The sequence below is a fragment of the Dactylosporangium sp. NPDC000555 genome, from assembly GCF_040300025.1.
Taxonomy (GTDB): Bacteria; Actinomycetota; Actinomycetes; order Mycobacteriales; family Micromonosporaceae; genus Dactylosporangium.
Genome location: NZ_JBEPDB010000004.1, coordinates 64,821 through 90,898, shown reverse-complemented (window position 1 = coordinate 90,898; position 26,078 = coordinate 64,821). Strand labels below are relative to the sequence as shown.

General features: G+C 68.7%; 27 protein-coding genes, 1 tRNA gene and 1 pseudogene. 18 read left to right on the top strand and 11 right to left on the bottom strand.

The window, feature by feature from the left end:
* Nucleotides 1-233 precede the first annotated feature (233 nt).
* Entirely contained in the window at nt 234-1,544 is a 1,311-nt protein-coding gene (locus ABT297_RS05020) for an ATP-binding protein (protein WP_350544839.1), read from the bottom strand.
* Nucleotides 1,545-2,124: 580 nt separating this feature from the next.
* Here ABT297_RS05020 and ABT297_RS05015 point away from each other — a divergent pair.
* Together ABT297_RS05015 and ABT297_RS05010 are read left to right on the top strand one after the other, a co-directional pair.
* Complete coding sequence (locus ABT297_RS05015; RefSeq protein ID WP_350544837.1) at nt 2,125-2,574, top strand: hypothetical protein; 450 nt, start codon at nt 2,125-2,127, stop codon at nt 2,572-2,574.
* Complete coding sequence (locus ABT297_RS05010; RefSeq protein WP_350544836.1) at nt 2,532-2,930, top strand: DUF5615 family PIN-like protein; 399 nt, start codon at nt 2,532-2,534, stop codon at nt 2,928-2,930. The genes ABT297_RS05015 and ABT297_RS05010 overlap by 43 nt, the downstream gene beginning before the upstream one ends.
* A 105-nt stretch (nt 2,931-3,035) precedes the next feature.
* Here the strand turns inward: ABT297_RS05010 and ABT297_RS05005 are convergent.
* From ABT297_RS05005 to ABT297_RS04990, 4 genes and pseudogenes are all read right to left on the bottom strand, one after another.
* Nucleotides 3,036-3,389 (bottom strand): annotated as a pseudogene (locus ABT297_RS05005) (type II toxin-antitoxin system VapC family toxin); the annotation flags it as partial.
* Nucleotides 3,386-3,646: a type II toxin-antitoxin system Phd/YefM family antitoxin gene (locus ABT297_RS05000; protein ID WP_350544834.1), complete on the bottom strand. Its 261-nt coding sequence runs from the start codon at nt 3,644-3,646 to the stop codon at nt 3,386-3,388. The gene ABT297_RS05000 and the pseudogene ABT297_RS05005, both read right to left, overlap by 4 nt.
* A 140-nt stretch (nt 3,647-3,786) precedes the next feature.
* Complete coding sequence (locus tag ABT297_RS04995) at nt 3,787-4,407, bottom strand: Uma2 family endonuclease (protein WP_350544833.1); 621 nt, start codon at nt 4,405-4,407, stop codon at nt 3,787-3,789.
* Nucleotides 4,408-4,452: 45 nt separating this feature from the next.
* Nucleotides 4,453-6,720, bottom strand: a complete 2,268-nt coding sequence (locus ABT297_RS04990) for an ATP-binding protein (RefSeq protein ID WP_350544831.1) — start codon at nt 6,718-6,720, stop codon at nt 4,453-4,455.
* A 164-nt stretch (nt 6,721-6,884) separates the two neighbouring features.
* Between ABT297_RS04990 and ABT297_RS04985 the strand changes: the two genes are divergently transcribed.
* The 4 genes from ABT297_RS04985 (at nt 6,885) to ABT297_RS04970 (ending at nt 9,744) form a co-directional block, all read left to right on the top strand.
* Entirely contained in the window at nt 6,885-7,340 is a 456-nt protein-coding gene (locus ABT297_RS04985) for a carboxymuconolactone decarboxylase family protein (RefSeq protein WP_350544830.1), read from the top strand.
* A 70-nt stretch (nt 7,341-7,410) separates the two neighbouring features.
* The gene (locus tag ABT297_RS04980; protein ID WP_350544828.1) at nt 7,411-7,869 is read left to right on the top strand and encodes an iron chaperone; all 459 of its coding nucleotides are present in this window, start codon (nt 7,411-7,413) and stop codon (nt 7,867-7,869) included.
* A 58-nt stretch (nt 7,870-7,927) separates the two neighbouring features.
* A complete protein-coding gene (locus tag ABT297_RS04975) occupies nt 7,928-8,533 on the top strand; it encodes a DUF4240 domain-containing protein (RefSeq protein ID WP_350544827.1) in 606 nt (201 codons plus the stop codon).
* Nucleotides 8,534-8,562: 29 nt separating this feature from the next.
* Entirely contained in the window at nt 8,563-9,744 is a 1,182-nt protein-coding gene (locus ABT297_RS04970) for a hypothetical protein (protein WP_350544825.1), read from the top strand.
* A 48-nt stretch (nt 9,745-9,792) separates the two neighbouring features.
* On the opposite strand, the gene ABT297_RS04965 is transcribed toward ABT297_RS04970, so the two are convergent.
* Entirely contained in the window at nt 9,793-10,797 is a 1,005-nt protein-coding gene (locus ABT297_RS04965; protein ID WP_350544824.1) for a sigma-70 family RNA polymerase sigma factor, read from the bottom strand.
* Nucleotides 10,798-10,835: 38 nt separating this feature from the next.
* Here ABT297_RS04965 and ABT297_RS04960 point away from each other — a divergent pair, with 38 nt between their 5' ends.
* The 3 genes from ABT297_RS04960 (at nt 10,836) to ABT297_RS04950 (ending at nt 13,337) form a co-directional block, all read left to right on the top strand.
* Complete coding sequence (locus tag ABT297_RS04960; RefSeq protein WP_350544822.1) at nt 10,836-11,633, top strand: alpha/beta fold hydrolase; 798 nt, start codon at nt 10,836-10,838, stop codon at nt 11,631-11,633.
* A gap of 182 nt (nt 11,634-11,815) precedes the next feature.
* On the top strand, nt 11,816-12,319 hold the full coding sequence (locus ABT297_RS04955; protein ID WP_350544821.1) for a YdcF family protein: 504 nt from the start codon (nt 11,816-11,818) through the stop codon (nt 12,317-12,319).
* Between the two features lie 34 nt (nt 12,320-12,353).
* Nucleotides 12,354-13,337 (top strand): aldo/keto reductase, encoded by a 984-nt coding sequence (locus ABT297_RS04950; RefSeq protein WP_350544818.1) that lies wholly within the window; start codon nt 12,354-12,356, stop codon nt 13,335-13,337.
* 58 nt (nt 13,338-13,395) lie between these two features.
* On the opposite strand, the gene ABT297_RS04945 is transcribed toward ABT297_RS04950, so the two are convergent.
* Nucleotides 13,396-14,967: an MFS transporter gene (locus ABT297_RS04945; protein ID WP_350544817.1), complete on the bottom strand. Its 1,572-nt coding sequence runs from the start codon at nt 14,965-14,967 to the stop codon at nt 13,396-13,398.
* A gap of 62 nt (nt 14,968-15,029) precedes the next feature.
* Between ABT297_RS04945 and ABT297_RS04940 the strand changes: the two genes are divergently transcribed.
* The 4 genes from ABT297_RS04940 to ABT297_RS04925 all read left to right on the top strand — a co-directional run bounded on the left by ABT297_RS04940 (nt 15,030) and on the right by ABT297_RS04925 (nt 17,741).
* Complete coding sequence (locus ABT297_RS04940) at nt 15,030-15,482, top strand: MarR family winged helix-turn-helix transcriptional regulator (RefSeq protein WP_350544815.1); 453 nt, start codon at nt 15,030-15,032, stop codon at nt 15,480-15,482.
* A gap of 53 nt (nt 15,483-15,535) precedes the next feature.
* On the top strand, nt 15,536-15,928 hold the full coding sequence (locus ABT297_RS04935) for a hypothetical protein (RefSeq protein WP_350544814.1): 393 nt from the start codon (nt 15,536-15,538) through the stop codon (nt 15,926-15,928).
* 63 nt (nt 15,929-15,991) lie between these two features.
* The gene (locus tag ABT297_RS04930; RefSeq protein ID WP_350544812.1) at nt 15,992-16,675 is read left to right on the top strand and encodes a response regulator transcription factor; all 684 of its coding nucleotides are present in this window, start codon (nt 15,992-15,994) and stop codon (nt 16,673-16,675) included.
* Nucleotides 16,668-17,741, top strand: a complete 1,074-nt coding sequence (locus ABT297_RS04925) for a sensor histidine kinase (protein ID WP_350544811.1) — start codon at nt 16,668-16,670, stop codon at nt 17,739-17,741. The genes ABT297_RS04930 and ABT297_RS04925 overlap by 8 nt, the downstream gene beginning before the upstream one ends.
* Here the strand turns inward: ABT297_RS04925 and ABT297_RS04920 are convergent.
* Nucleotides 17,677-18,435, bottom strand: coding sequence for an S-methyl-5'-thioadenosine phosphorylase (locus tag ABT297_RS04920; protein WP_502885495.1), 759 nt, complete (start codon nt 18,433-18,435; stop codon nt 17,677-17,679). The genes ABT297_RS04925 and ABT297_RS04920 overlap by 65 nt on opposite strands.
* 289 nt (nt 18,436-18,724) lie before the next feature.
* On the opposite strand from ABT297_RS04920, the gene ABT297_RS04915 reads away from it, so the two are divergent.
* The 4 genes from ABT297_RS04915 (at nt 18,725) to ABT297_RS04900 (ending at nt 20,841) form a co-directional block, all read left to right on the top strand.
* The gene (locus tag ABT297_RS04915) at nt 18,725-19,279 is read left to right on the top strand and encodes a YqgE/AlgH family protein (protein ID WP_344619484.1); all 555 of its coding nucleotides are present in this window, start codon (nt 18,725-18,727) and stop codon (nt 19,277-19,279) included.
* A gap of 74 nt (nt 19,280-19,353) precedes the next feature.
* A tRNA-Ala gene (locus ABT297_RS04910) sits at nt 19,354-19,426 on the top strand.
* Between the two features lie 201 nt (nt 19,427-19,627).
* Entirely contained in the window at nt 19,628-20,230 is a 603-nt protein-coding gene (locus tag ABT297_RS04905) for a phosphotransferase-like protein (RefSeq protein ID WP_350544808.1), read from the top strand.
* Nucleotides 20,227-20,841 carry a dihydrodipicolinate synthase family protein gene (locus ABT297_RS04900; RefSeq protein WP_350544807.1) on the top strand — a complete coding sequence of 205 codons (615 nt, stop codon included), beginning with the start codon at nt 20,227-20,229 and terminating at the stop codon, nt 20,839-20,841. Before ABT297_RS04905 ends, ABT297_RS04900 begins: the two co-directional genes overlap by 4 nt.
* Before the next feature lie 696 nt (nt 20,842-21,537).
* Here the strand turns inward: ABT297_RS04900 and ABT297_RS04895 are convergent.
* Nucleotides 21,538-23,100 carry a reverse transcriptase domain-containing protein gene (locus tag ABT297_RS04895; RefSeq protein ID WP_350544805.1) on the bottom strand — a complete coding sequence of 521 codons (1,563 nt, stop codon included), beginning with the start codon at nt 23,098-23,100 and terminating at the stop codon, nt 21,538-21,540.
* Between the two features lie 1,229 nt (nt 23,101-24,329).
* Here ABT297_RS04895 and ABT297_RS04890 point away from each other — a divergent pair.
* Nucleotides 24,330-25,232, top strand: a complete 903-nt coding sequence (locus ABT297_RS04890; protein WP_350544804.1) for an alpha/beta fold hydrolase — start codon at nt 24,330-24,332, stop codon at nt 25,230-25,232.
* Between the two features lie 96 nt (nt 25,233-25,328).
* On the opposite strand, the gene ABT297_RS04885 is transcribed toward ABT297_RS04890, so the two are convergent.
* Nucleotides 25,329-25,589, bottom strand: coding sequence for a Txe/YoeB family addiction module toxin (locus ABT297_RS04885; RefSeq protein ID WP_350544802.1), 261 nt, complete (start codon nt 25,587-25,589; stop codon nt 25,329-25,331).
* Nucleotides 25,586-25,843 carry a type II toxin-antitoxin system Phd/YefM family antitoxin gene (locus ABT297_RS04880; protein ID WP_350544801.1) on the bottom strand — a complete coding sequence of 86 codons (258 nt, stop codon included), beginning with the start codon at nt 25,841-25,843 and terminating at the stop codon, nt 25,586-25,588. The genes ABT297_RS04885 and ABT297_RS04880 overlap by 4 nt, the downstream gene beginning before the upstream one ends.
* Between the last annotated feature and the right edge of the window lie 235 nt (nt 25,844-26,078).

The following is a 26,078-nucleotide window of genomic DNA, read 5'->3' as shown; positions in this document are numbered from 1 at the left end:
TTCGGCGGTGGCGGTTTCGGATTCCCCGCGCACCGGCTCCGCCGGCGCTCCCCAGTGGGGGAGCTTCGCTCCACCCACACCCCCTCAAACCCCGGGGTGGCGCGCTCCGTCGGGTTCAAGTACGCCGTCGCCTTCTCGGGTCGGCCTGCCTGTCCGCGGTCGATCGTCCTCCGAAGCTCGGGCGACGTGGTCCGTGTTTGGTTGAGGTGGTCGTCGCCGTGCCGGGTTGCCTATCACTCCCGGGTCTCGCAGGCGCGTTCGCCGTTTAGGTAGCCCGCTGCGTGGGTTTGTCCTTCCTGGTCCAGTTGCCACAGCGCGCTTACGGGCATCGCCCTGAGTTTGGGTCCGAACGGCAGGGTTGTGGTGCCGGTGTAGAGGACGATGCCGGCGATGAAATCGTCGTCGAGTTTGGTGGCGAGTTGCCGTAATCCGTTGAAGTCCTCGGATCTGACGGTCGAGGCCGCCTTGATCTCGATGCCGATGACCTGGCCTTGGCGGCTTTCCAGGACCGCGTCGACCTCGACTTTGTTGTGGTCTCGGTAGTGGTAGATGTCGACGAGTTCCTGGGACCAGGTCGTCTGGCGGGCCAGTTCGGAGAGCACGAAGCCTTCGAGTAGCGGACCGAATGGGGCGCCGGGACGGCGAAGCGCGTGACCGTCCATGGCGAGCAGGCGGGCGGCGATTCCCGAGTCGACGAAGACGAGCTTGGCGGTGCTGGTGGCGCGGGTGCCGAGGTTGCGCGACCAGCCGGGTATGCGCTTGATCAGGAAGACCTCTTCAAGAAGCCGCATGTACCGCGCGATGGTGGGACGGGACAGCTGAAGTTCCGACTCGAGACTTCCGGCGGCAACGAGAAGGCCGGACCGCGCGGCGAGCAAGCGGATCAGTGTGGTCAACTGCGGTGCTCGCTCGATCTCGGCCAGTTGAGTCACTTCTCGGTCGATCAGATTCTGCACGTAGGAGTCGAGGAAACGGCCCCGGCGGCGCGCGTCGGTGCGGGCGACCGCCTCTGGCAGTCCTCCGCGGACGACCCTTTCCGCATAGTCGATCCGGGTTACCGCACTCTCGTGCCGGATGGCCGGCCCCAGCCGGAAGGCTGCGTCGATGAAGCCGTCCGGAGTGCGGTCGATCTCCCCTTGCGAGAATGGCCAGAGTTCAATGGTTTCCATCCGGCCGGGGAGAGTGTCAGGAAGGCCCCGGAGTGCGAGCAAACGGGACGAACCAGTGAGCAGAAAGCGACCAGGCCGAGGGGCCGCGTCCACGTCGGCCTTGATGGCCAGCAGTAACTCCGGCGCCCGCTGGATCTCGTCGATGACCATGAGGCCCTCAAACGAAACAAAGCCCACGGGGTCTTCGAGCGCCGACTGCCGGTCTTGAAGGAGATCGAGGTCCCGCCATTCAGCGGCCCGATCGCCGGCTACGCTGCGCACGAGTGTGCTCTTGCCCGACTGTCGGGCCCCGTTCACGAGCACGACACGGGTATCCGCCAGCGCCTCAACGACAGCCGACGTCGCACGCCTGGGGATCAGATCCGACCGGGTCACGCGGAGAGCTTATCATGCACTTTTCGTTTCGCGACGGTCAGCCTTTCGATATGCGAGCGAAGCGTATTCGATCCGCGAGGAGATCACTTGCGCTCCTGGCCGTCAGGCGTTGCGTCGATGGGGGTTCAAGTAGGCCATCGCTACCTCCACAGTGATCAAGGCGGTCGGCCCAGAGGGGCCGGCCGCCTTTGGCGTTAGAAGGCCATCGACCAGCTCACCGGCGAACTGTCGTGCGGATGGGGGCGAGGGTCTTGCCGGTGCTGGCGACGAACCAGAAGTCAAGCCGCTGCGATTGGAGGTCACGCCGGGCTTGAGCGCGGCGACGACGGCCTTTGCGGCGCCGCTGGGAGAACGGAACCAGGCTCCAGGCAGCGGTGCCGACGTCACGGTCAGCCCGCCGGTCGCGGGGTCGAACACTCCTCCGACACGTTGACCTTGGTACGTCGCGTACACCGATACACCGTCGGGAGTGTTTCGGTTGGGGCTCGTGGGCGAGATGCCTCGTGGAACTGCTCGATGAGGAAGGCGACGTCGCAGGAATACCCTGACCTGGGTAACTACAGGCAGCTACGATGTAGTCATGACGACTCCGCGTTCAGTCCGGTTCGAGGAGGGGGTGCTGTCCCGTCTTGACCGGTATGTCAAGGAACACCCAGGCTCGTCGTCGTCGTCGGTCGCCAACATGTTTATCGACGAGTCCCTTCGGGTCTACGAGCATCCGGGCGTCATGTTCCGGCCTGGACCAACTGGACGCCGAGCCGCGCTGTCCGGAGGCCCCGACGTTTGGGAGGTCATTGCCGCGCTGAACGCGATCCGTGATGAGAATCCCGGCTTGGACGGGGACCTGCTCGCCGAGGAAGTGGCCACCGTCACAGGTCTCAGTGCGTCGCGAGTGGTAGTCGCGCTTCGCTACTACGTCGCCTACCCGGACGAGATCGACGATCGAATTGCAAGCAACAGGGACGTCGCCGAGCGGGAGGAACAGTTGTGGGCGGCCCAGCAGAACCTTCTGCGGCGACCGAAAACCTGACGAACCTCCTGCTCGACGAAATGTACCCGCCCGCACTGGCTCGGCGGCTCTGCGACAGCGGTCACGACGTCCTGGCTGTGCTAGACGTCGAGGTTGGCCTTGCGTCCAGGTCCGACGAGGACGTGTTGGCGTGGGCCGTGCGGAACAACCGATGCGTGGTCACAGAGAACGTAAGCGACTTCGCCCGCCTGGCAGCGCAGGGAGTCGCTCACTGTGGGCTCATTTTCGTCCTGGCGCAGCGGTATCCGCGGACGGCGAATGGACTCATCCGCCTCGGCAATGCTCTCGATGTGCTGCTGCCGTCGAAGCAACTCCCTGGCAGAGACGGTGTCGCCTGGCTTGGCTCTGACCGGTGACGGCCTACTGCTGCGGGTTCAAGTAGCGATCGTCAGCTCCACTCGAGATCGACCTCCGGCGGGCTCACTCCACGGGGTGGGCCGCCGCGCCCTGCTCTGGTGTTGGACGTCGTACTTCTGGATGTCCGAGTCGCGGGTGACCAGTGTGAGCTCTTCGACTTGTGCCTGGGCGATGAGCATCCGGTCGAAAGGGTCGCGGTGGATGAGCGGCAGCCTGTCAGCGACGATCCCGTGCCCGAACGTTATGGGCAACTCGCGAAAGCCGCTGCCGCGGATGCGTTCCGGGAGGTCCATCGGCTCCGAGAGTTTGCCGATCGACTGCTTGATCGCGACTTCCCAGATCGTTGCCGGGCTGATGTAGACGTCGGGTTCCTGGTCGAGGCGATTGATGTCGTCCGTGAGGGTGGCGTCGTCGGTGAGCTACCAGAGCACCACGTGGGTATCCAGCAGGAGGCTCACGGCGCAAGCCCGAAGTCCCGCGCGATGCTGTCGTTGACGTCGGAGGAGTCCCAGTCCTCGGCCGCCACGAGTCGGCCGGCGAGCGATCCACGCCCGGTGCGCTTCACACGCGGGTGCAGCGGGATGACCTTTGCGACAGGGGTCCCCGCTCGGCTGATGATGATCTCTTCGCCGTGCTCCACCCGATCGATGATCCGAGACAGGTGAGTCTTCGCATCGTGGATGTTGAACTGCGGGGCCACCGCTTCGCCCGACATGGCGCCTCCTTAGCTAACAGGTTAGTCCAGTGCCGGCGATGTGGGGCTCGGCAGCCATCGTCAGTTGGTCTCGCTGAGCGCCACCAGTTCCGGTCGCGATGTCAACGCGACCGATCAACCCTTGTTCAGGGGGCGGTCGGTCAGCCGAGATCGGGCGCTGTGCCTCCGAGCAGGGTTTCCAACGGTACTGAGCCGTACTCGGCGTAGCGGGTGCCGTTCAGGCGGAACTGCACAACGATGTCGTCGGGCTCGACGCGCCAGAAGAGCGGGATGCCGGCCTCGGCGTATTCGACCGGCTTCAGCCAGCGGTCCATGCGTTCTGAGCCTTTGGAGACGATCTCCACGGCGAGTGCCACCGATGCCGGGTCGAGCCAGACCGTCTCGTCCGGCACGGGGCCCTTGGTGACGACGAGGTCCGGGATCCGGCCGTTGAGGTCGTCGGCTGCGGTCCGCACGCCGGGCGCGACATTCACGCGACCTCGATAGCCATGGCTGAGCAGCCACGCGCTCATCAGCAGGCTGATCTCTTGATGCCGCCACGTGCCTGGCGGCATGACGACGAGGTTCCCTTCGCTCAGCTCGAAGCGGTGGTTGCTGTCGGCTTCGGCGAGGCGGGTGACGTCGTCCAGGGTGAGTGGCCGGTCGGGCAGGTTCGATGCGACTGTCATGTCGTGCCTGCCCTTCTGCGGTCTCGATCGCCTCATGGTACCGGCCGTCAGGTCATCGCTGGCCTGTTGAGTAGTGGTCCGGCGCGTAAGCACGAGTTCACTATAGGGCCACATGGCTACTGCGCTGAAGCGCGGGGTTTACGCCTCGCGGTCGGCGGCGGTGCTCTCCACGATGGCTTTCCGCGCCGCGCGGGCGAGCTCCTCGTCGTGCGGCCGGCCCAGCTTGCGCGCGAGCTCGACGGTCCGGTCGAGCAGCCTCAGCGCGTCGTCGTAGCGACCAGCCGCGCGGCAGGTCTCGGCGTAGGTGTGCAGGAAGTCGATCTCCAGTTGTACCTCGGCCAGCGGTTCCAGCAGCTCGAAAGCGCGCCGGTGGTGTTCGAGCGCCTGCTCGGGTGAACCCATGACCCGCAGCGCGACACCGAGATAGTTGTGACACAACGCCTGGTTGTGCTTGAGATGGTTCTGCTCGGACAGCCGCAACGCCTCGTGCAGCGTTCGCAGAGACCCTGTCGGGTCCTCCGATGCCAGTGCGACACCGAGGGTGACAAGCCCGGTGATCCGGGCCGTCCCGTCGGCCAGAGCGACGGCAGCCCGGGCGAGTTCGACGGCCTCCCCGCGTCGCCCGAGATGAAGGGTCACCCATCCGTCGAAGGCCAGCGCCTGGGACTGCCCGGCGCGGTGTCCGATCTTCTCGAACAGCTCGCGTGCCCGCCGGAAGTGCGCCTGTGCCGCTTCGAGGTCGCCGAGATCCCGCTGTACGAAGCCGATGCGCAGCGCCAGACCGGCGGCGAGGCCGGTGTCGTTCGGCCCGGACTGTTCGGCCAGTTCGTAGGCGGAGAGCGCCTCCGCGAGGCGTCCGGCGGCGGCTCGGGCGAAGCCGAGGTCCGCGAGCAGCGAAGCCCGCTGCTGGTCGCGGCCGAGACGTCCCGCGGCGGCTGCGGCGGCTTCGAGCAGGCGTGCCTGGTCGTCGGTTCCGCGGTGCCGGAAGAACCAGACCCGCATGGCCTGCGGCAGTTCGGCCACCACCTCGTCCATGCCGAGCCGCACGGCGGCGTCGAAACAGGCGACCAGGTTGACGTACTCGAGGCCGAACCAGGCCATGGCCTTCGCCGGATCGCCCGGCGAGGGCTCCCTGCGGTGCGGCGAGGGCAGCGTTCGATCGTGGGCGGTCGCCTGCGCCAGATAGTGGCTCAGTACCCGGCGCAGGGCGGCTTCGGCCTGCGGCTCCTCGTCGGCGGCGATGTCCGCCGCATACTGCCGGATCAGGTCGTGCAGCCGGTACCGCCCGGGCGAGATCTCCTGCAGCAGGTGGGCGTCGACCAGTTCCTCCAGCACCGCCCCCAACCGGTCGGACGGCATGTCGGCGAGCGCGCCCGCCGCCGCCGCGTCGAAGTCGGCGCTGGGCAGCACGCCCAGCAGCCGGAACACGCGGCGCTGGTCCGCGTCGAGTTGCTGGAGCGACATGCCGAACACGGCGTCGAAGCGGCCGGCAGTGTCGCGCAGCCGCTCGGCCAGCACCGCCACCGTCCAGCCTGGGCGGTGGCGAAGCCGCGCGCCCGCCATCCGGAGCGCCAGCGGGAGCCCGCCGCACTGGCGCAGCACCTGGCTGACCGCTTCCTCCTCGGTGAGCGCAAGCCCGGCCGCCCGGCCGAACAGGTGTGCCGCGTCGCCGTTGGCGAGTGGCTCCAGGGATACCGGCGGTACCCCGTCCAGGCTGACCAGCCGTTGGCGGCTGGTGACCAGGACCGCGGACTTCCCGGCACCGGGGAGCAGCGGGCGTACCTGCTCCGCGTCGACCGCGTTGTCGAGCACGACGAGCGCCCGCCGGCGAGACAGCTCCGACCGCCAGAGCGCCGCGCGATCGGCGGCGCCGTCCGGGAGGTGCGTGACGTCCAACGCGCCCAGCAGGCGGCCCAGCGCGGCCTGCGGCTCCAGCGGCTCCTGGCCCGGGGTGAAACCGTGCAGGTCGAGGTAGAGCCCGCCGTCCGGGTATGTCGGGGCGACCCGGTGGGCCACGTGTACGGCCAGGCTGGTCTTGCCCACGCCCGCCATGCCGTCGATCGCGGCCGCGCCGGCGGTGCGCAGCAGCTCTTCGACCAGCGCGCACTCCGTCTCCCGGCCGGTGAAGTCGAACAGGTCGGCCGGTAGGTCGTTGCGGCGCGGGGCGGGCGCCGCGCCGGCCTTGGACGCCTCGGCCCACACCGCACGCAGCGGCCGGGGGTCGCGGCCCACGGCCCGGCACAGCGCCACGACGGCCTCCCACGGTGGCACGAGTCGACCGGTCAGGTAGCGGGACAGCGACGAGCTGCTCAGACCCGCCCCGCGGGCGAGGGCGCGCAGGCTGAGCCCGCTCAGCTCCTTGATCTGGGCGAGCTGAGCCACCAATCGCTCCTGGGGGCTGGACACGGGCAACACCGTACTCGTCCCGCTCCACGCAAACGGATCGGCGATACGTTTGCGCTGCTGGACCTGGTTCTCCGTGTCCCACGGTGTCCCACGGGCCGCGCGTGCCCCGGCGCGCCGATGGTCGGATGACTCCTGTCAGGAACACCGACGACGAAGGAGGAGCGATGTCGACCGAGCGCATGCCGAACCCGGCGGTTCTGATTCCCGAGGCGATGCAGGCCCTGATGGCCCTCAACACAGCCATCGCGGGCGCCGGGGTGGACGGCAAGCTGCTGGCGCTGAGCCACCTGCGGGCCAGCCAGATCAACGGCTGCGGGCCGTGTGTGGCCGGGGGCGCCCACCAGGCACGCCAGCACGGCGCGACCACCGATCAGGTGCACGCCGTCGCCGCTTGGCGGGAGACGCCCTGGTTCAGCGATGAGGAGCGCGCCGCGCTGGCCCTGACCGAGGCCGTGACCCGGCTCGCCGACCGGCCCGATCCGGTGCCGGACCAGGTGTGGGACGTGGCCGCCAAGCACTTCGACCAGAAGGAGCTGGCCACGCTGCTGCTCAACATCGCGATCACCAACGCCTTCAACCGGCTCAACGCGCCGACCCGCCAGCAGGCGGGCAAGTGGTGACCTAGGTTCTGATCAAGGCCGAACAGCTCGATCCACGCCGAAACAACACGTCACAGAGAGGAACGTCGTCATGTCGACCACGAGGAAGAGCACCACCGCGAACGGCGAGCAGCACGACGGTTTCACCGACGAGGAGCGCAGCGCGATGAAGGAGCGCGCGAAGGAGCTGAAGACCGGCGCTCGGCGGCGCGCCAAGGCCGACACGGAGAGCGAGGTGCTCGCGAAGATCGCCGAAATGTCGGAGTCCGACCGGGCGATCGCCGAGCGACTGCACGCCGTGATCAAGGCCAGCGCGCCGGTCCTGACGCCGAAGCTGTGGTACGGGATGCCCGCATACGCCCGCGACGGCAAGGTGGTCTGCTTCTTCCAGAGCGCGGCCAAGTTCAAGACGCGGTACGCGACACTCGGCTTCAGCGACGAGGCGAACCTCGACGCGGGTGCCATGTGGCCGACCTCGTTCGCGTTGACCGCGCTGTCCGTCGAGGACGAGGCGAGGATCGGCGGGCTCGTGCAGCAGGCGGTGAGCTGAGGACCGGGCGGCTCTTCAGCGTGACGTCGAGCGCGCCCACGATGGACCTAGACTCCTGATGATGGAACTCAACGGGTTCTGGACGCTCATCGAAGCGAGCCGCGCCGCCACGAACGACCCTGATGAGCGGGCGGAGTGGCTGACCGACCGGCTCGCCGTGCTGCCGCTGCGGGAGATCGAGGACTTTCAGGTTCATCTTGACCAGATGCGCGCACGTGTCGACACCTGGACGATGTGGGGCGCGGGGTACCAGATCATGAACGGTCTGTGCTCGGACGACGGCTTCTTCTATTTCCAAGGCTGGCTGGTCGGTCTTGGCCGCGACAATTTCGAACGGGTCGCGGCCGACCCGGACGCGTTGGCCGAGGTGCCGGAAATCCAGCGCCTCGCCGGCCGTGGCACCGGTGACTGGGCTGAGGACGAGTGGCCCGACTGGGAGATCGTCGACTACGTGGCCGGCGAGGCGCACGAGCGCCGCACCGGCGAGGAGGAGAGCCTCGACGATGCACTGGAGGCCCGCGGCCACGAGAGTCCAAGCGTCCCCGACCCTTCAGGCGAGGGGTGGAGCCCTGGGGACCCGCACGAGGTGGCTCGACGGCTGCCGAGGATCGGCCGCATGTTCCCGAGCGGAGCCAGGTCGGGGCGAAGTTCTTCAACCGGTTGAGAGCTCAGCACGGGACCGGGAGGGGACCGATGGCCTCGTTGCGTACCGGCGCGGAGGCGGCCGCCGGGGTGCTGGTGCTGGCGCTGACCCTGTCCGGCTGTGACGGGCGGGCCTCTCGGCCGTCGCCGTCGCCGGTCTCCGTGCGCTGGCAGGCCGTGCCGGACGTCGCGCCGGGCCTCGCCGTGAGCGAGCTGGTGAGCTGTGGCGACTTCTGGTACGCGGTGGGCGGTACCCGCACCGGACCGGACACGACCACCCCGGGACTGTTCCGCAGCGCGGACGGTGCGTCGTGGCAGCCGCTGCGGGTGGAGCCTGTGTCGGTGTACGGGCCGCAGAACCTGCTGTACTCCGCCGGGTGCGCCGGTGGCCGGCTCGTCGCGCTCGGCACCACGGCCGGCGGGGTGCATGCCAACCCGCGCACGAGCAGCTGGGTGGCGATGCTGCCGGACGGCTCGTTGCGGGAGGTGCCCGCTGGGTTCGAGCTGTTCGGCGGTAACGCCGCGATCGGGGTCAACACCGTTGCCGCCGGTACGCGCGGCTTCGTGCTGGCCGGCAACCGAATCGGCGCGAACGGCCGGGCCGGCGCGGTGGTGTGGCGGTCGCCGGATGGCAGCCAGTTCGCTCTTGTCGACGGCGACCCGGCGCTCTCCTCGGACGCCGACGCGATGACCGAGGCGAGCGCGGCTGTCGCGCTGGCCGACGGCACGTGGCTGCTCGGCGGCGCGCTGCAGCGCCACAACTCGCCCGGCGCCGCCCGCGAACCGCTGGCCTGGCGGTCGACGGACGGCGCGGCCTGGCAGCGCGAGGTGCTCCCGGATGCCTCAGGGGACACGGCGGTCGAACGGATCGCGGGCTGGTCGGACGGGGCGCTCGCGGTGGGGGTACGCCAAGGGCGCTTCGCCTCCTGGCTCCGCGGCCGCGCGGGCGGCTGGCAGCCGGCGCGAGCGTTCGGCTCGGCGAGCGGCACCGAGGTGCCCCGGGTTGCCGGCCTGGCGGTCAGCGAAGGCCGCGCGGTCGCGGTGGTCTGCGACGGGACCAGCTATCGCCTCTGGCTGACCACCGAAGGGATCGGCTGGCGGCCGGTACCCGCGCCGGCCGAACTGTCCTGCGGCCGGCAGCACCATCTCACGGTCGCGCTGCGCGGTGGCGAACTGCTGGCCGGTGTCGACGACGGTACGCAGGCCCGGCTGCTGCACGCGGCAGTCGGCTGACCGCTCTTGGCGGAATCCCGGACTTCGGATTCGCGCTGGGCGCGGGCCTCACGGCAGGCGCGGCGGGAGGTCGAAACGCGCGAAGAGGGCCGGATCGACGAATGAGGTGATTTCCGTGATTCGGCCGTCGCGCAGCGTCAAGATGTTGAGGGACCACGCCTCGTGCGCGCCGCTCTCGCCGGCGCGCAGGTAGCAGGCCACGGCGGGCTGCGCGTTCGCCGTCGTGGCAAGGTGCCGCCAGCTGCCGCAGGCGGTCAGTGGCAGCCGGAGCGCGAAGTCGGCGACGGCCGGCAGCCCGTGGTACCAGCGCGGCAGTGGAGGCATCGACCAGGTGACGTCTTCGGTGAGGAGCGCGACGAGCGCGGCCGCGTCGCCGTGCTCCAGGGCGGCGGCGTAGGAGGCGACGATCTCGCGGACGCGGCCGTCGCCGATGCGGCGCAGGGTCGGCTGCTGAGGGATCGGCGGGACCCTCTTCGCCACGGTGCGGCGGGCCCGGGCGATGGCGGAGTTCACCGAGCCGACGGAGGTGCCCATCATCGTGGCGATCTCGGCCGCGGAGAAGTCGAGCACCTCGAACAGCAGCAGCGCGGCGCGCTGGTTGCCGGGCAGGTGCTGCAGGGCGGCGACGAACGCGAGCTCGACGGTCTCGCGCCGCTCGTAGACGACGTCCGGGTAGGGCTCGAGCCAGGCGACGTCGTCGCGGGGCTGGTCGCCGACGGCGGCGTGCTCGCTCGACGGGCCGAGGTCGACCGGCAGCGCGCGGCGGCCGCGGGCGGCGGCGATGTCGAGGCAGGTGCGCGTCGCGACGGTGAACAGCCAGGTGCGCAGCGAGCCGCGGCCCTGGTACCGGGACAGGCCCAGCCACGCGCGCACCAGCGCGTCCTGCAGCGCGTCGTCGGCGTCGTGCACTGAGCCGAGCATCCGGTAGCAGTGCGCGTGCAACTGACCGCGCAGCGGAGTGACCAGCCGGGCGAACGCCTCGTCGTCGCCCTTGCGCGCGCGATCCAGGTCGTCGGCAAAGTCGTGCTCGAGGAGGCGACGAGTCTGCGGCACGGGGCCGGTCTCCCTTCTTGAGAGAAGGAGGTCATCCGTTGAAGAACGACACACTGCGCGTCCCGGACGCCACGCTGTACTACGAACTGCGTGGCAGCGGCCCGCTCCTGGTGCTGGTCGGCGCACCGATGGGCACGCGGTTCTTCGGGCCGCTCGCCGACCTGCTCGCCGCAGACAATACCGTGCTCACGACGGATCCACGGGGCATCGGCGCGAGCGTCCTCGACGCGCCGGAGTCCGACTCCGCCGCCGAGCAGCGCGCCGACGACCTGGCCCGGCTGATCGAGCACGTCGATGCCGGCCCGGCCGCGGTGTTCGGCTCCAGCGGCGGCGCAGTCACCGCGCTGGCGCTCGCGCAGCGGCACCCGGCCCTGGTGCACACCGTGATCGCGCACGAGCCACCGCTCAACGAGGTGCTCGAGGACCGCGACGAGCGCCACGCGGCCATCGAGGACATCATCGCCACGTACGAGTCCGGTGATGTGCCGGGCGCGTGGAAGAAGTTCCTGGTGAACGCGGGTGCGCCGCCGCCACCGCACCTGGAGGGGCCGCCGCCGGACGCGCAGCAGGTCGCCGACGAGCGGTTCTGGTTCCTGCACGAGATGCGTGGTACCAGCCGCTTCCGGCCCGACGTGGCGGCGCTGCGGGCCGGCGGCGCGCGGATCGTGATCGGCCTCGGCCAGGAGTCGGCCGGTCAGCTGCTGGACCGCACCTCGCACGCGATGGCGGCGTTGCTCGGCGCCGAGCCGGTGTTGTTCCCGGGCGGGCACATCGCATTCGTGCTGGACCCGCCCGGTTTCGCGCCGCGGCTGCGCGAGGTGCTGCGCGACGAGTGATCTAGATCACGCCCGAGAAGTCGCCGAGAATGCGCTGGTACATGGCCGCCAGCGCATTCTCACACGTACCTCATGTCCGTAGAAATCGGGTGACTTCCCGATTCGCGTCCACGTTTTCTTCAACCGCGGCTGGAATGCTGTGGTGCATGACCCGGAGGTGGCGGAGTCGTATTTTGATCGCCGTGTCGATCACGCTCATCGGATTTCTTGGATTGACCGCACGATATTTCGTGTGGCCACGCCTGCCCGCGCTCCCGGTGCACTTCGACGCGATCGTCGAGCTGGCCGGGCCGGGCGGCGAAGACCGAGACCGGCTCGCGATCGAGCTGGCCAAGGCGCACCGCGCCGACTATCTCGTGCAGTCCACGCTGGAGTCCGACGCCGCTACGGGGCGCTGCCTGCCGGAGGAGCCCGGCGTGACGGTGCTGTGTTTTCACCCCGACCCGAACACGACCCGCGGCGAGGCACGGGCGATCGCTCGGCTCGCGCAGCAGTACGGCTGGCATTCGGTCGTTCTCGTGACGACCGCCGACCACGCATGGCGCGCGCGGTTGCGCGTAACCCGCTGTTTCCCCGGCCAGGTGTACGTGGCCACCTCGCACCTGCCACCGCTCTACTGGTTCCGGCAGATTCCGTATCAATGGGCCGCATCCGCAAAGGCGGAGTTCGTGCAGACGACCTGTTGACCTGGAGTGCGCTCCAGGTGGCAGGGTCGACCGCATGAAAACGCGATTCCTGGGACGCAGTGGCATCGAGGTCAGCGCGCTGGGCATGGGCTGCTGGGCGATCGGCGGCCCGTTCTGGGGCGGCGATCAGCCGTACGGCTGGGGCGAGGTCGACGACGAGGAGTCGGTCCGGGCCGTGCACCGCGCGCTCGACCTCGGCGTCACGTTCTTCGACACCGCCAACGTCTACGGCGCCGGGCACAGCGAGCGGGTCCTGGCCCGTGCCCTGGCCGGCAGCCGGGACGAGGTCGTGATCGCCACGAAGTTCGGCGGGACCTTCGACGAGAGCACCCGCCAGACCGGCCCGCAGGACGGCTCGCCGGCCGTTGTCGGTCGGTCGGTACGCGAGTCGCTGCGCCGGCTGGGCACCGACCACATCGACCTCTACCAGTTGCACATCAACGAGCTGCCGATCCCGGACGCCCTCGAGCTGGTGCCCGTGCTGGAGGACCTGGTCGCGCAGGGGCTCATCCGGGCGTACGGCTGGAGCACCGACAACCCCGAGAGCGCCGACGCGTTCGCGGCCGCGGGCCAGCACTGCACCGCGATCCAGGCCGACCTCTCGGTGCTGCGGGGCTCGTTCGAGGTGCTGCCCGTCGCCGAGCGTCACGACCTCGGCGTGATCGCGCGCGGGCCGCTCGCGATGGGGCTGCTCGGCGGCCGCTACACGGCGGACTCGGTGCTGCCCCGCGACGACGTGCGCGGGCTGAGCCCGGAGTGGATGACCTACTTCACCGACGGCCGCCCCACGCCCGAGTTCCTGACCCGCCTCGATGGCATCCGCGACGTGCTGACCTCGGGCGGGCGCACGCTGGCGCAGGGCGCGCTGGCGTGGGTGTGGGCGTACGATCCGCGGACGGTCCCGATCCCGGGCTTCCGCACGGTCGCCCAGGTCGAGGAGAACGTCGGCGCGCTCGCCCACGGCCCGCTGACGCCGTCCGAGCTGGCCGACGTGGAGAAGTTGATGGGCCGGGGATGAACCCTGCCGAGCTGCCCTCCGGAGCCGAACCGGATTCCGGAGGGCAGCGGGAGGCAGGTTACGGGCGGCCGGCGAGCGCCGGTTCGGGGCGCTGGGCGGCCGCCTGGGACCGGCGGGTGCGGAAGGCGAGCATCAGCAGTACCGCACCCAGGAATGCGACGACCGCCGCGGACGCCGCGGTCACGTGCATGGCCGTGATGAACGCATGGTTGGCCGCGTCGGCGAGATCCGGGCGGTGCAGCGCCTCGGCGACCGCGCGGGTGTGTTCCGCGGACGGCGAGGCGGCGTCGCGGGCCGCGGCCGGCAGGCTCGCCAGCGACGGCTCGATCCGGTCCCGGTAGGTCACGGTGAGGATCGTGCCGAGCAGCGCGATGCCGAGCACGCTGCCGACCTGCCGGACGGTGTTGTTCACCGCCGATCCGGCGCCCATCCGGTCCAGTGGCAGGACCGCGATGACGGCGGCCACGGTGGGCGCGATCGCCAGGCCCATCGCGATACCGCTGACGAACCCGACGGTGCAGAAGTAGACCAGCGGCGTGTCGATGTCGAAGGCCAGGTTGGCGAGGAACCCGGCCGCGACGACGAGCAGGCCGACGCCGCTGACCAGGCCCACGCCGAAGCGCCGGGCCAGCCGGGCGCCCAGCGGGGAGCCGGCGGCGACGCCGATCGCGCCGGGCAGGAAGGCCAGGCCGGTGTCCAGCGCGCTCATGCCGCGGGCGCCCTGCAGGTAGAAGTTGCCGTAGAACATCTGGCCGGTGATACCGAAGAAGAGCGCGGCCAGGGCGAGGTTGCCGGCGCTGAACCGGCCGTTGCGGAACAGCCGCGGGTCGAACGACGGCTCGGGGGAGCGCCACTCGAAGACGGTGAACAGCGCGAGCAGCGCGAGGCCGAGCGCGACCGGGCCCCACACCCGCAGCCGGCCCCAGTCGGTGTCCTGGCCGGCCTCGATGAGCCCGTATGCGAGGAGCGCGAGCCCGGCCGTGGACAGCGCCAGCCCGACCGGGTCCGGTCGCCGCCGCTGCGCCAGCTTCGGATTCGGTACCGCGACCGCGACCCCGATCAGCGCCAGCGCGACGACCGGCAGGTTCACCAGGAAGACCGAGCCCCACCAGAAGTGGTCCACGAGCACGCCGCCGAGGAGTGGGCCGAGCGCCACACCGACGCCGCTGGAGGCCGACCACGCGGCGATCGCACCGGCCCGGCGCTCGGGCGGGAACGTCGCGCCGATGATCGCCATCGAGGTCGGCATCATCATCGCGCCGCCCAGGCCCATCAGGCCGCGGGCCAGGATCAGGCCGGTGGCGCCGCCGACCAGATGTTGGCTTTCGGCGGCCCAGACCGACGCGGCGCCGAAGCAGAGCAGGCCGAGCACGAGGATCGTGCGGTGGCCGTAGCGGTCGCCGAGCGCGCCGGCGGCGAAGAGCACGGTGGCGAAGACCAGCGCGTACGAGCCGACGGCCCACTGCAGCTCGCCCGGCGTCGCGCCGAGGCCGGTGCGCGGGTCCGCGATGCGTTCCAGGGCGATGCCCAGGATGGTGGTGTCGATCCAGATGAGTACCGCGGCGAACACGAGGACCGACAGCACTCGGCGCTGTCGGGGTACGCTGATTGACAGGTCCCTGACGGTCATGTTCGCCACGCTCGCAGGAATGTCAGGGACCTGTCAATAGTGTGGCAGCGCACAATGGTCGAGTGGACGCCGCCCTGGAACCCTGCTCGACCTTCCTCGTCCGGCACGCCTGGCTCGCCCTGCGTGGGGTCGTGGCCGAGGCGCTGGTCCAGCACGATCTGTCGGTCGCGCAGTTCGCGTCGCTGCGGATGCTGGACGAGTCGCCCGGGCTGTCCGTGGCGGACGTGGCGCGCAAGGTCTCCACTGCCCGCCAGTCGGCCAACGAGATTCTCGGCGGGCTCGAGCGGGCCGGCCTGGTAGAGCGCCGCCCGAACCCCAGCGACCGGCGCTCGCAGCAGATCTTCCTGACCGAGGCGGGCCGCGTCCGGCTCGGCGAGGCGATGCCGACCGTCGAGGCCGTCGAGGCCCGGCTCGCGGCCGGCTTCACCCCCGAGGAGCTCGCCGTCGTCAACGCCTGGCTGGTCCGGATGACCGAGGCTGCCACCGGGGGCGGCGAGGAGATCCCCGCGCTCTGATCTAGACAGGAGTGTGTTCCACGTCACATCATGGATGGGGGCGGAGGTGCGGTATGGAACTGCTCGGCGGCATTCAACGCATGCAACACGCCATCCAGACGCCGGTCGGCGACCCGGCATGGCGACCCGAGGTGAAACGCGCGGTGGCACAGCTCAAGGCGGCCTTCGCCGAACACGTCGAGGTGACGGAGGGCCCGTCGGGCCTCTACGCGGGCGTGATCCACGACGCGCCGCGCCTGGCGCCGTATCTCGACGATCTCGTGGGCGACCACCGCTCGGTCTCGACCGCGCTGGACGAGCTGGAGGGCCGGCTGGCCGACCCGCACGAGTACGACTGGGTCCGCGAGCACGCGGACCTGCTCATCCGTGAGGTGTGGCAGCACCGCCAGCGCGGCGCCGACCTGCTGTACGAGGCGTATGGGACCGACCTCGGCGGCGAGACCTGACGGTCCGCTTACGGCCACCCGCGGCGCGGGGCCCGCCGCCGAGGCGCGCTCTACGCTCGAACGATGGGGCAGCGCGTGCTCGTCGTGGACGACGACCCGACCGTCAGCGACGTCGTCCGGCGATACCTGGAGCGGGCGGACCTCAGCGTCCGGCTCGCCGGCGACGGCCAGGCGGCGCTGGACGCCTACCGCCTCGAACGCCCCGACCTGGTGGTGCTCGACCTCATGCTGCCCGGCATCGACGGACTGGAGGTCTGCCGCCGGCTGCGCACCCAGGACCCGGCCCTGCCGATCATCATGCTCACCGCGCTCGGCGAGGAGTCCGACCGCGTACTGGGCCTGGAGATCGGCGCCGACGACTACGTCACCAAGCCCTTCTCACCCCGGGAGCTCGTCCTGCGCGTGCGGTCCGTCCTGCGCCGCAGCGCGCGTCCGCCGGCGCAGGCCGGCGAACTGGTCGACGGCGACCTGCGGATCGACGTCGCGCGGCACGTGGCGACCCTGCGCGGCCGGGAGCTGGCGCTCACCGTGCGCGAGTTCGACCTGCTCGTGTTCCTGATGCGCAACCCCGGGCGGGTGCTGCGCCGCGCCGAGCTGCTGGAGCAGGTGTGGGGCTGGACGTTCGGCGACCAGTCCACCGTCACCGTCCACATGCGACGGCTGCGGGAGAAGGTCGAGGACGACCCCGCCGATCCCCGGCGCATCCAGACCGTCTGGGGCGTCGGATACCGGTACGAATATGCGTGACGTCCTCTACACGTTCCTGATGGCGCTCGGCGGGTCGCTCGCCGTCGCCGTCGCCGGCCTCGGCGTGCTCCGCGCGCTGCGCGGCCGCTCCGTCACCGCCCACATCGGGGTGATCCTGCTCGTCACCGTGCTGAGCGTGCTGACCGGCATTCTCGGCGCGGCGATGCGGATGTTCATCTCCGACCACGACCTGCACGTGCTGCTCATCGTCGTGGGCACGGCGGCCACCGTCTCGCTCGCGGTCGGGCTGTGGTCCGGCCGGCGCCTCGCCCGGGCCAGCATGTGGGCCGCTGAGGCGCGCGAGCGGGAGCGCGAGGCCGAGGCGCGCCGGCGCGAGCTCGTCGCCTGGGTCTCGCACGACCTGCGCACCCCGCTCGCCGGCCTGCGAGCCATGGCCGAGGCGCTCGACGACGGCGTCGTGTCCGACCCGGAGACCGTCGCCGACTACCACCGCCGCATCAGCGCCGAGACCGACCGCATGGCCGCGCTCGTCGACGACCTGTTCGAGCTGTCCCGGATCAACGCAGGCGCCCTGCGGCTGTCACTGTCCGACGTGCCGCTCGGCGACGTCGTATCCGACGCCATCGCCTCGGCGACGCCGCTGGCCGCCGCCGGGAACATCCGGGTCGTCGCGGAGCCTTCCGGGGGTACCGCCGGCTGGCCCGTCGTGCGCGGATCCGTCCCCGAGCTGTCCCGGGTCGTGAACAACCTGATCCGCAACGCCATCCGCTACACCCCGCCCGACGGCACCGTCACGGTCACCGGCGGACAGGACGCCGGGGGCGGCTGGCTGGCCGTCAGCGACACGTGCGGCGGCATCCCGGAGGCGGACCTTCCGCGGGTGTTCGACGTGGCGTTTCGCGGGGCACCCGCGCGTACACCCGCGAAGGATGCGGGCGGAGGACTCGGCCTCGCCATCGTGCGCGGCCTCGTCGAGGCCCACCACGGCGCCGTGGCCGCCGACAACGTCGGCGAGGGCTGCCGCTTCGTGGTACGGCTGCCTACCGCAGACCGTCCAGGGCGTGCCGGCACGGGTCATCAGGCCGCTCCGGCAACCGCGGGATGACATCGAGCAGCAGCCGCCGGAGCCGGTCGGTGTTCTCGGCGAAAACCCGGAAGACCTCCTCCTGGGTGACGCCGTGGTCCCCCTCCACGCCCGCGTCGAGGTCCGTGACCAGCGCGATCGAGGTGTAGCACAACGCCAGCTCGCGGGCGAGCACCGCCTCCGGGTGACCGGTCATGTTCACCACCGCGCCGCCCATGGCGGTGTACCAGCGCGACTCCGCCCGTGTGGAGAAGCGCGGCCCCTCCACCACCACCATCGTGCCGTCGCCGGCCTCGATGCCGTACTCGGCGGCCACCTTCCGCACCACGGCCCGCCCGGTCGCGCAATACGGGTCGGCGAAGTTCACGTGCACGGCCCCGTCGTCGTAAAACGTCTGCACCCGCCCCGATGTGCGGTCGATCAGCTGGTCGGGCACCACGAACGTGCCCGGCCCGAGCTCCGGCCGCAGCCCGCCCACCGCGCACGGCGCCAGCACCTGCGCTACGCCCAGTTCCCTGAGCGCCCACAGGTTCGCCCGATAGGGGATCCGGTGCGGCGGGTGCCGATGGTCCCGCCCGTGCCGCGGCAGAAACGCCGTGCGCCGCCCGTCGACCGAGGCGATCGTGATCGGGTCCGACGGTGGGCCATACGGCGTGTCGACCACGTGTTCCTCGGCGTCGTCGAGCAGCGCGTAAAGCCCCGAGCCGCCGATCACGGCGACGTCCGCGAGTGAGGTCACGGAACAGACCCTAACCGCGACGCCCGGGTCAGGCTATGGTGCGAGACATGACCCTCGCACCCCACTTCGCGGAGATCCACCCGGCGCGCCCGATCACCGGCCGCCCATTCGGTGATGTTTGCTGGTGGTGCTGATGTCCATGCACGGGGATCTCGGTGGGATGGAGGGACAGTCGTCCAGTCAGCCCCCGACCGGCCGCGGCTCACCGCGGCCCGGATCATCGGCCAACGGCCGGGGCAAGTCCAGGAAGCGGCGAGGGAGGGCGATGGAGTCGTTGACCGGGCGATTGCTGGTGGCGACGCCCGCGCTCCGCGACCCGAACTTCGAGCGCACCGTGGTCCTGGTGGTGGCCCACGAGGAGGGCGGCGCGCTCGGCGTCGTGCTCAACCGCGCGACCGAGGTCCAGGTGGCCGACGTGCTCGGCGGCTGGGGCGCGCTCGCGGGTGAGCCGCCGGTAGTGTTCGAGGGCGGCCCGGTGCAGCCCGAGGCGGCGATCTGCCTGGCCCGCACCCGCCCCGGCGTGGAAGATTTGGCGGGCTTCAACCGCGTCTCGGGCGCCGTGGGCACCGTGGACCTCTCCGGCGACCCCGACCTCCTGGTGGCCGGCGTCCTGGGCGTCCGCGTCTTCGCTGGCTACGCCGGCTGGTCCCCCGGCCAGCTGGAACGCGAGATCGAGGGCGGCTCATGGTTCGTCTTCGACGCCCTCCCGAGCGACGCGTTCGCCCCCCGCCCCGACGACCTCTGGCAGATGGTCCTGCGCCGCCAGGGCGGCCTCATGGCCGCCGTGGCCCACTACCCGGCCGACCCGACGCAGAACTAGACCACCCGATGTGACCCCCCTCCGCAAGGTGTGTACTATTCCGTGAGTGCACGCGAGAGCGGCACAAACCAGATGGGGCCGTGGCGCAGCTGGTAGCGCACCACACTGGCAGTGTGGGGGTCAGGGGTTCGAGTCCCCTCGGCTCCACTCATCGATCGGCGCTCCCTGCTCAAAGGCGGGAGCGCCTTTTCGCCTTCGCGATTCGTGGAATCTTCGCGCTCGCTTCGCTCGCTCCGGGCGGGGGCTTCGCCACCCGCACCCCCATGTCGGTGGTCGCCCTTATCGGTTCCGTTGCGCGCGTTCTTGCTCGGTGTTCGCCTTCGCTTCGCTCGGCCATGGGCACCTTCAGTGAGGCGTCGCGCGCTCCGGCCAGCAGTTGCGCTCTACGGTCCGCCGGTCAGCGGCAAGGACACCGTTACGGCCGCGCTGCTCAGGCTCGATGGGCGTTACGTCGCGTATCAGCGCCTCAAGGTTGGCGGTGGCCGGGTGCACGGGTACCGGTTCATCACGGCCGAGCAGTTCGACCGGTTGGAGGCGGCGGGCGAGATCCTGTACCGCAACCGCCGGTACGGCAACCTGTACGGCGTCGATCGCGCCTCACTGGCGAGCGTGGCCGAGGCGGGCGGTGTCCCGGTGCTGCACCTCGGCCAGGTCGACGCGCTGAGTGCCGTTGAGGCGTTCCCGGCCGCATGGGTTCGGGTGCTGCTGTGGTGTCCCCGCGCTGCGACGGCGCAGCGTTCGGCGGCGCGCGGCGACACCGACGCGGGCGCGCGGCTCGCCGCGTGGGACGAGACCCAACGAGACCTCGGGGAACACCCGCACACCAGGTTCGACCTGGCCATCCGCACCGACCGTGCGACGCCCTTGGAAGCGGCGCGGTCGATTCATGCCGTGGTCTTGACCGGAAGCCGCGGGCGTACCGCGCCGAGATCGGAGGTGATGGCGGCATGACGGCCGCGCGGGTGATGGTCCCGGTGCTGACCCTGATGAACGCGAACGGCAGCGTCGATGAGGGCGCGTGCTCGGCGTACGCGGAGCGGGCCGGGGCGACGTGGCTTGATCTGTTCCTCGTGTCGGGCACGATCGGGGGTGGGGAGAGCAGCACGCCCGCCGTGCGGCGCCGTGTCCTCGAGTTGTGGGCCGCGCGGGTGCCGAAGGATCGACTCTTGGCCTGCGTGTGGACCCCGGATGACCTGGCCCATGCCGCCGACTGTGGGGTGCGGCCGATTGTCGTGCTCCGGGACCTGGCCGACGCCGCCGCGATGCACAGCGTGCTCACCGAGCTGCCCGCCGACGCGTTCGTGTACAGCCACCCCAACTACACGCCGACCACCTTCACGCCAGCCGTCGCCGAGGCAGCGAAGCGGGCAGGTGTACGACCGGCGGGCGGCAAGATCTGCAAGGTCAGCCTTGACGACGTGCGGGACCTGCGCACCGCCACGGGCGACGACTTCCATCTGTACGACGGCCGTTGTCGGCACGTCGCCGAGAGCGTCTGGGCTGGCGCGACCGGCGTTGTGGCCGTACCACTCTCGACACTGCTGCCCGATTTGCCTGGCTAAGTCGGATTTAGTTAAATTGCAGGGTGTAATCAATCGGCTGCAAGCTCGCATCGATCAAACCGCTGCGGGAAGTGCGATGGTCGAAATGTTGACTAGCGAACTCCGGCCAGCACTTGAGCGGTAGCGACAACTGGGTAGACGTTGCCGCCTAGAATGCGACCGAGTGGTGTACCCGTATCAAATTTCCGTCGAAGTGACGCACAAAACGAACGCAAACTGTGGCCGTAAGTCGTACGGAATTTTCACCTAGAACGATTGACCTACCCATGCACTCAACGCCGAGTACCGACAAGAGGCGTCGCTTCAATTCGATCATAGAATTGAGCTTCTCGACCTGAAGATCGGTAAGGTGCATATCGCCATGCACGATGGCGTTTCGAAGGTCGATGGCGGTTTGCATGTCTTGACCTTCCGGCGCACCGGCGGCGGAAACATTGAAACCGCGGTCTAGCCAGTGAAAACGTTCGGCCCACGACCGCGTAAAGTCTACGGAATTCCGTGCGATCAATGCTGAGCCGAACGTCGTATCTCCCAACCCGCTCAACTCGATGAGCCGCTTGAGAACCCTATCAACGTGAGCTTCAACGACTGTAACGCAAGATGTTATGAGCCAGGGTGACCTTGGACTTACCTCGGCCTCTCGGAGCGCACTTAGAAGCGCGTTAATTGCGCGCGACCCGGAAATCGTAACATCCATCAGAATCCCTCGGCCCACTCAATAGCCTTCCGATTGAGGGGTCCGTCGCCATGTACGGCCTTCCGTACGGCGTTCTCAATAGTTCCCTGGCGCGTCATGGCCGCCGCCAGCGCAGCCTGGGTCAGTGGTGAGGCGTCACGGTAAAGTCGCGTTAGAACGCTGCTCGTCAGATTTCCGAAGCACGCGCTTGCCCATGCTGCTTCGGCGCGAACAATCTCGTACATGTTGTCAAACATCTGATCTTGTGTCCATTTTCGAACTTTTTTCGCCCGCTCGTCAGAAGGATACTTCAGGGCGAGCCGTCCAGCTCCGTGGAGGAGCCAGATGAGACTCCATGGGCTCCTGCGCGACTTGTTCAATAACAGCTCCATCGTGGGCCACGGGTTCTCGTTCGCGAACTCGGCGCTGTCGGCCCGCTGGAGAAGGTACGTCACAATTGAGCGGATGGCGCTTGGATCCTTGAACGCCCATTGGCTCAACACGTTCTCCGACAGTCGCTTTGAGTGTAGAGAGACGGCCCCGACAGCCGGAAGCAGCCACTGTTGAAGCTGTCGATGCTTCTCCCGTTCCTCCTCCGGCAGAGTGTCCTCAGTCTGCTCGTAGAAGTACCAGTCTGTCGTTAATGACCAGAACGCCTCCCTTATCGCGTTGTTGAAGTCGCTGCCGCTCATAGGCTCTGGTTCCTGGCGGTCGACCTCCAGCAGTTCGCCATACGGCCCGGCTAAAACAAAAACATCGCCATCGCTCTCACTCTCACCGAGCGCCTTTTCAAAGTAGTGTGAAAATAATTCGCGCTCACTTTCGCGTTGTGAGTCCATCGTCGCTCTGCGGAGAATTCTCGTCTTGTCTGCCGACAGGGCTAGGCCGAGACGCCGTGCGGCCTCCGCGGTGAGTTCAACGACCTGCAGAGCGCCATCCCAGCTGTCGGCCCCAGCTTTGATGTCGTCGACATACCGGATTGCCTCGATGCCGTGTCGCCGCAAATATCTGACAAGAATATCGAGATATGCATCGCCGAGGCGATCGCTTGCCCAATGCATCTGCGGCAGGCCGCGGTTGCTGCCCATTACCTCATTGAGGATTTTCGTGACGGCCCTGGTGGAATCGAGATTCATGGACTGAGTAAGAAGCTCGTCTTGCAGATGGCCGTGGTCGATGTACTCATAGCATGCGGCGATGTCGGCGTGCACCAAATAGTTCTTGTCGTGCTCTTCGTCAAAATGATGGAAGCGGTCCCAGTTCTCGCTGCGTCGACTCTCGTCGGGCAGGGTTGGCTCTAGTGAACTGACAAGAGCCCTATAGAGCACCCGAACGGCAGTAGTGGCTACGCGCGTAGGCCGAGGTCCGTGACCCACGCGGCGAGGCATGGTGATCGTCTCGGCGTTTACCGGCCGTCCGCCTCCACCGAAATCCGCAGTTAGGGTATTGATTAGCTCGCCTTTAGCTCGCGTTAGGCAACGATCGATGATAAGCGGCGGAAAGCGGTCCAGGGTCCCGTTAAGTTCTTTTTCTGCTGATTCCGAGAGATTGAGCTTTTGTAAGAGGTTCCGATCGAGTTCCACCGAGCCTCCCGCTACTACGGCATACCAACCCTAAGAGGACCGATCAGTCGTGGCCTCGTTCGTCCGCCACGACGAGGAAGGCGGGCGGACTTCGGTGGAGCGTACCGGCACATGTGCCGGGAGCCGAGAGTGCGGACAGAAGATCCACGCCACTGGGAAGCCGCTCGTTAGGAGGCGGCTGGTTCGGCCGGGCGTGCTGTGGAGGTCTGCAAGGGTGCGCCGACGCCGTGCCACATCCGTGCCACATCTCGAAGTGGATCACGGGTCCTACCGGGCAGCCACGGGGAATTGGCCACGCGACGGGCCTCTGACCTGCTTGCACGTCAGTGGCCGTGTCAAGATCTGTCCTGGCAGTGTGGGGGTCAGGGGTTCGAGTCCCCTCGGCTCCACCCATCGATCGGCGCTCCCTGCTCAAGGCGGGGGGCGCCTTTTCGCCTTTGCGATTCGTGGATTCTTCGCGCTCGCTTCGCTCGCTCCGGGCGTGGGCTTCGCCACCCGCACCCCCATGTCGGTGGTCGCCCTCCGCCTGCCGCTTACGGTTCGGCCTTCGCTTCGCTTGGCGGTCGGCCTTTCGTTGCCAATGATGACGAAGCCTCGCAGGGCTCCAGTTCGTGAAGGCTGTCCGCCTATGGATTCTCGCTTCGCGCGGAGGTCAGGCAGCCCGTGCTGGTGGCTGATCGGGGCGCTTATCCGCCTCGGACTTCGGGCCGTCGTTGATCCGCGTGCTGTCCGCCATCCCGGCGGTCGCCTTCCGCACTCGCAGCTCCATCGCCTATAGGCCGATGCTCCGGACGCCGCCCAATATCGACCGCGACGTCATACGCGACGGCGGCGTGCAGTCCACGGCGGTTTGGTGGCGCTTGCAACTACTTCGTCGCGACCTGCTCAAGATCAGAAACGGTGAACGTGGGGGCCGTGTCGCTGATCCTGGCTGGCGTCCCAGCTGAGTCGAGCGGGTATTGCGCTTGGTCGGGATTGAGCAGCGACGCAGGGACGTCGGGGTAGACGCTCAGAAACAGGATGTACCGGCCGCCTTTCGCGCAGCGGCTTGGCGCCTGCCTCACGGAACGTCTGACCGTCGAGCGTGCCGCCAAGCTGCTTGATCGCAACCGTGCCGCCAACCTTGACATCCCCTTTGTGCACCTTGTCAACTTTTGTTTGAAACACCGTCACGACGGTCGGTGTGGGGGCAGTCACCGTCGGGGTTCTCGGCGCTCATACTGTCGGTTATGGATCTGCAGGTGCGCGCGGGCGACGGTTGTCGCCTGTGGGCGAACAGTACCGGTGATGGTGACACGCTGGTTCTTTGTCACGGGGGTCCGGGTCTGTGGGACTATTTCGATGGCGTTGCCGAGCTTTTGTGCGGTACGGCGCGGGTCGTCCGGTGGGACCAGCGCGGTTGTGGGCGTTCTGAGCGATGCGGCCCTTACTCGGTCGCCCGGTCGATCGCCGACCTCGACGCGGTGCGGGAGCAGTCGTCCGTAGCGCGAATGGCTTTGCTGGGGCATTCGTGGGGTGCGCACCTGGCGTTGCGGTACGCCATCGACCATCCCGACCGGGTCAGCCACCTCATCTACGTCTCCGGAACCGGCATTGATCCAGAACGCGGCTGGCACTCGCACTACGAACGTAACCTGCGCCTGCGGCTCGGCAACCGCCTGGGCCGGTGGGAGGCACTCAGCGCCCGCACTCGCACGCCGGCCGAGGACCGCGAGTGGGCTGTGCTGCAATGGTCGGCCGACTTCGCTGACGACAGCGGGGCGCTGCGACACGCCGAGCGCATGGCCACGCCATGGCTGGGCATCAACTACGACTGCAATCAGGCGGTCAACGCCGAGGTCAAGCAAGAGCTCCGCGACATCGACTTCGTTCTGCGATGCCGGGGCCTCGACATTCCCGTGCTCATCGTTGATGGCGTGGAGGACATTCGTCCCCGCTGGGCGGTCGACTCGCTGTACGAAGCATTGCCCGACGTCGAACGCGTGAGCCTCGCCGGCGCCGGCCATCTGCCCTGGGTCGAGCGCCGCGACGACTTCGGTCGAATCGTGAGCAGGTTCCTGGCCGACAACCGCGCCGACAACCGCCGCGCCGCCGGCCGGCAGCGTCGTCACGGGCCTGCGGATCCGCGATAGCGCGAACCCGAAGAAGCGTCAGGTTCGATGGCTCGTTTCGCTCGCTCCCTAGGCCACTGTCTGTCGTCGCGGTCGCATCGGGCGCATTCCGTGCGGTCATTGGTAGCGGTAGCGACAGGAGATGATGGTGACCTCGCCTGGCGCGACGGCGTAGACCAGGCGGTGCTCGTCGTTGATGCGGCGGGAGCGCAGGCCGGCCAAATTGTTCCTCAGAAGCTCTGGTTTGCCGATGCCGGGTCCGTCTGGATCGCGCTTGATGTCGGCGATCAAGGCGTTGATGCGCCTGAGCGTCTTCTGGTCCTGCGTTTGCCAGTACAGATAGTCGTCCCAGGCGGGGTCGGTCCAACTGAGCCTCACGCGTCAGTATCCAGATCCCGTTCCGTCGCCCGCCCCGAGCGCCATTGCTCGACGCTTTCCATCAGGTGCTTCGCGTTGGCGGGGGACCGCAGCAGGTAGTTGGTCTCGACAATCGCGTCCCAGTCCTCCTTGCTGACCAGAACCGCGTTGCCCCGCTTCGACACGATCTCGATCGGCGTATGGTCGTTGTTGACCTGCTCGATGAGTGGGAACAAGCTCTTCCGCGCCTCGCTGGCACTGATCGCCTGTGTCATGTGGCCTCCCGCGTCGCTACTTGTACCAGATATGGTACCAGTCCAGGAGTCGCACGTATCAGATGTGGTACTCGGGCGCGATGTGCCAGATCCGTTCCCCTCGGCTCCACTCATCGAAGGCACATCCTGATCGAGTCGCAGGGTGCGCCTTTCGCATGTTCTACGGATTCTCGTCCATGATCGACGATTCTGCCCTGCAACGACGGTCTCTACTCCGACGGAACCTCATCGCCGA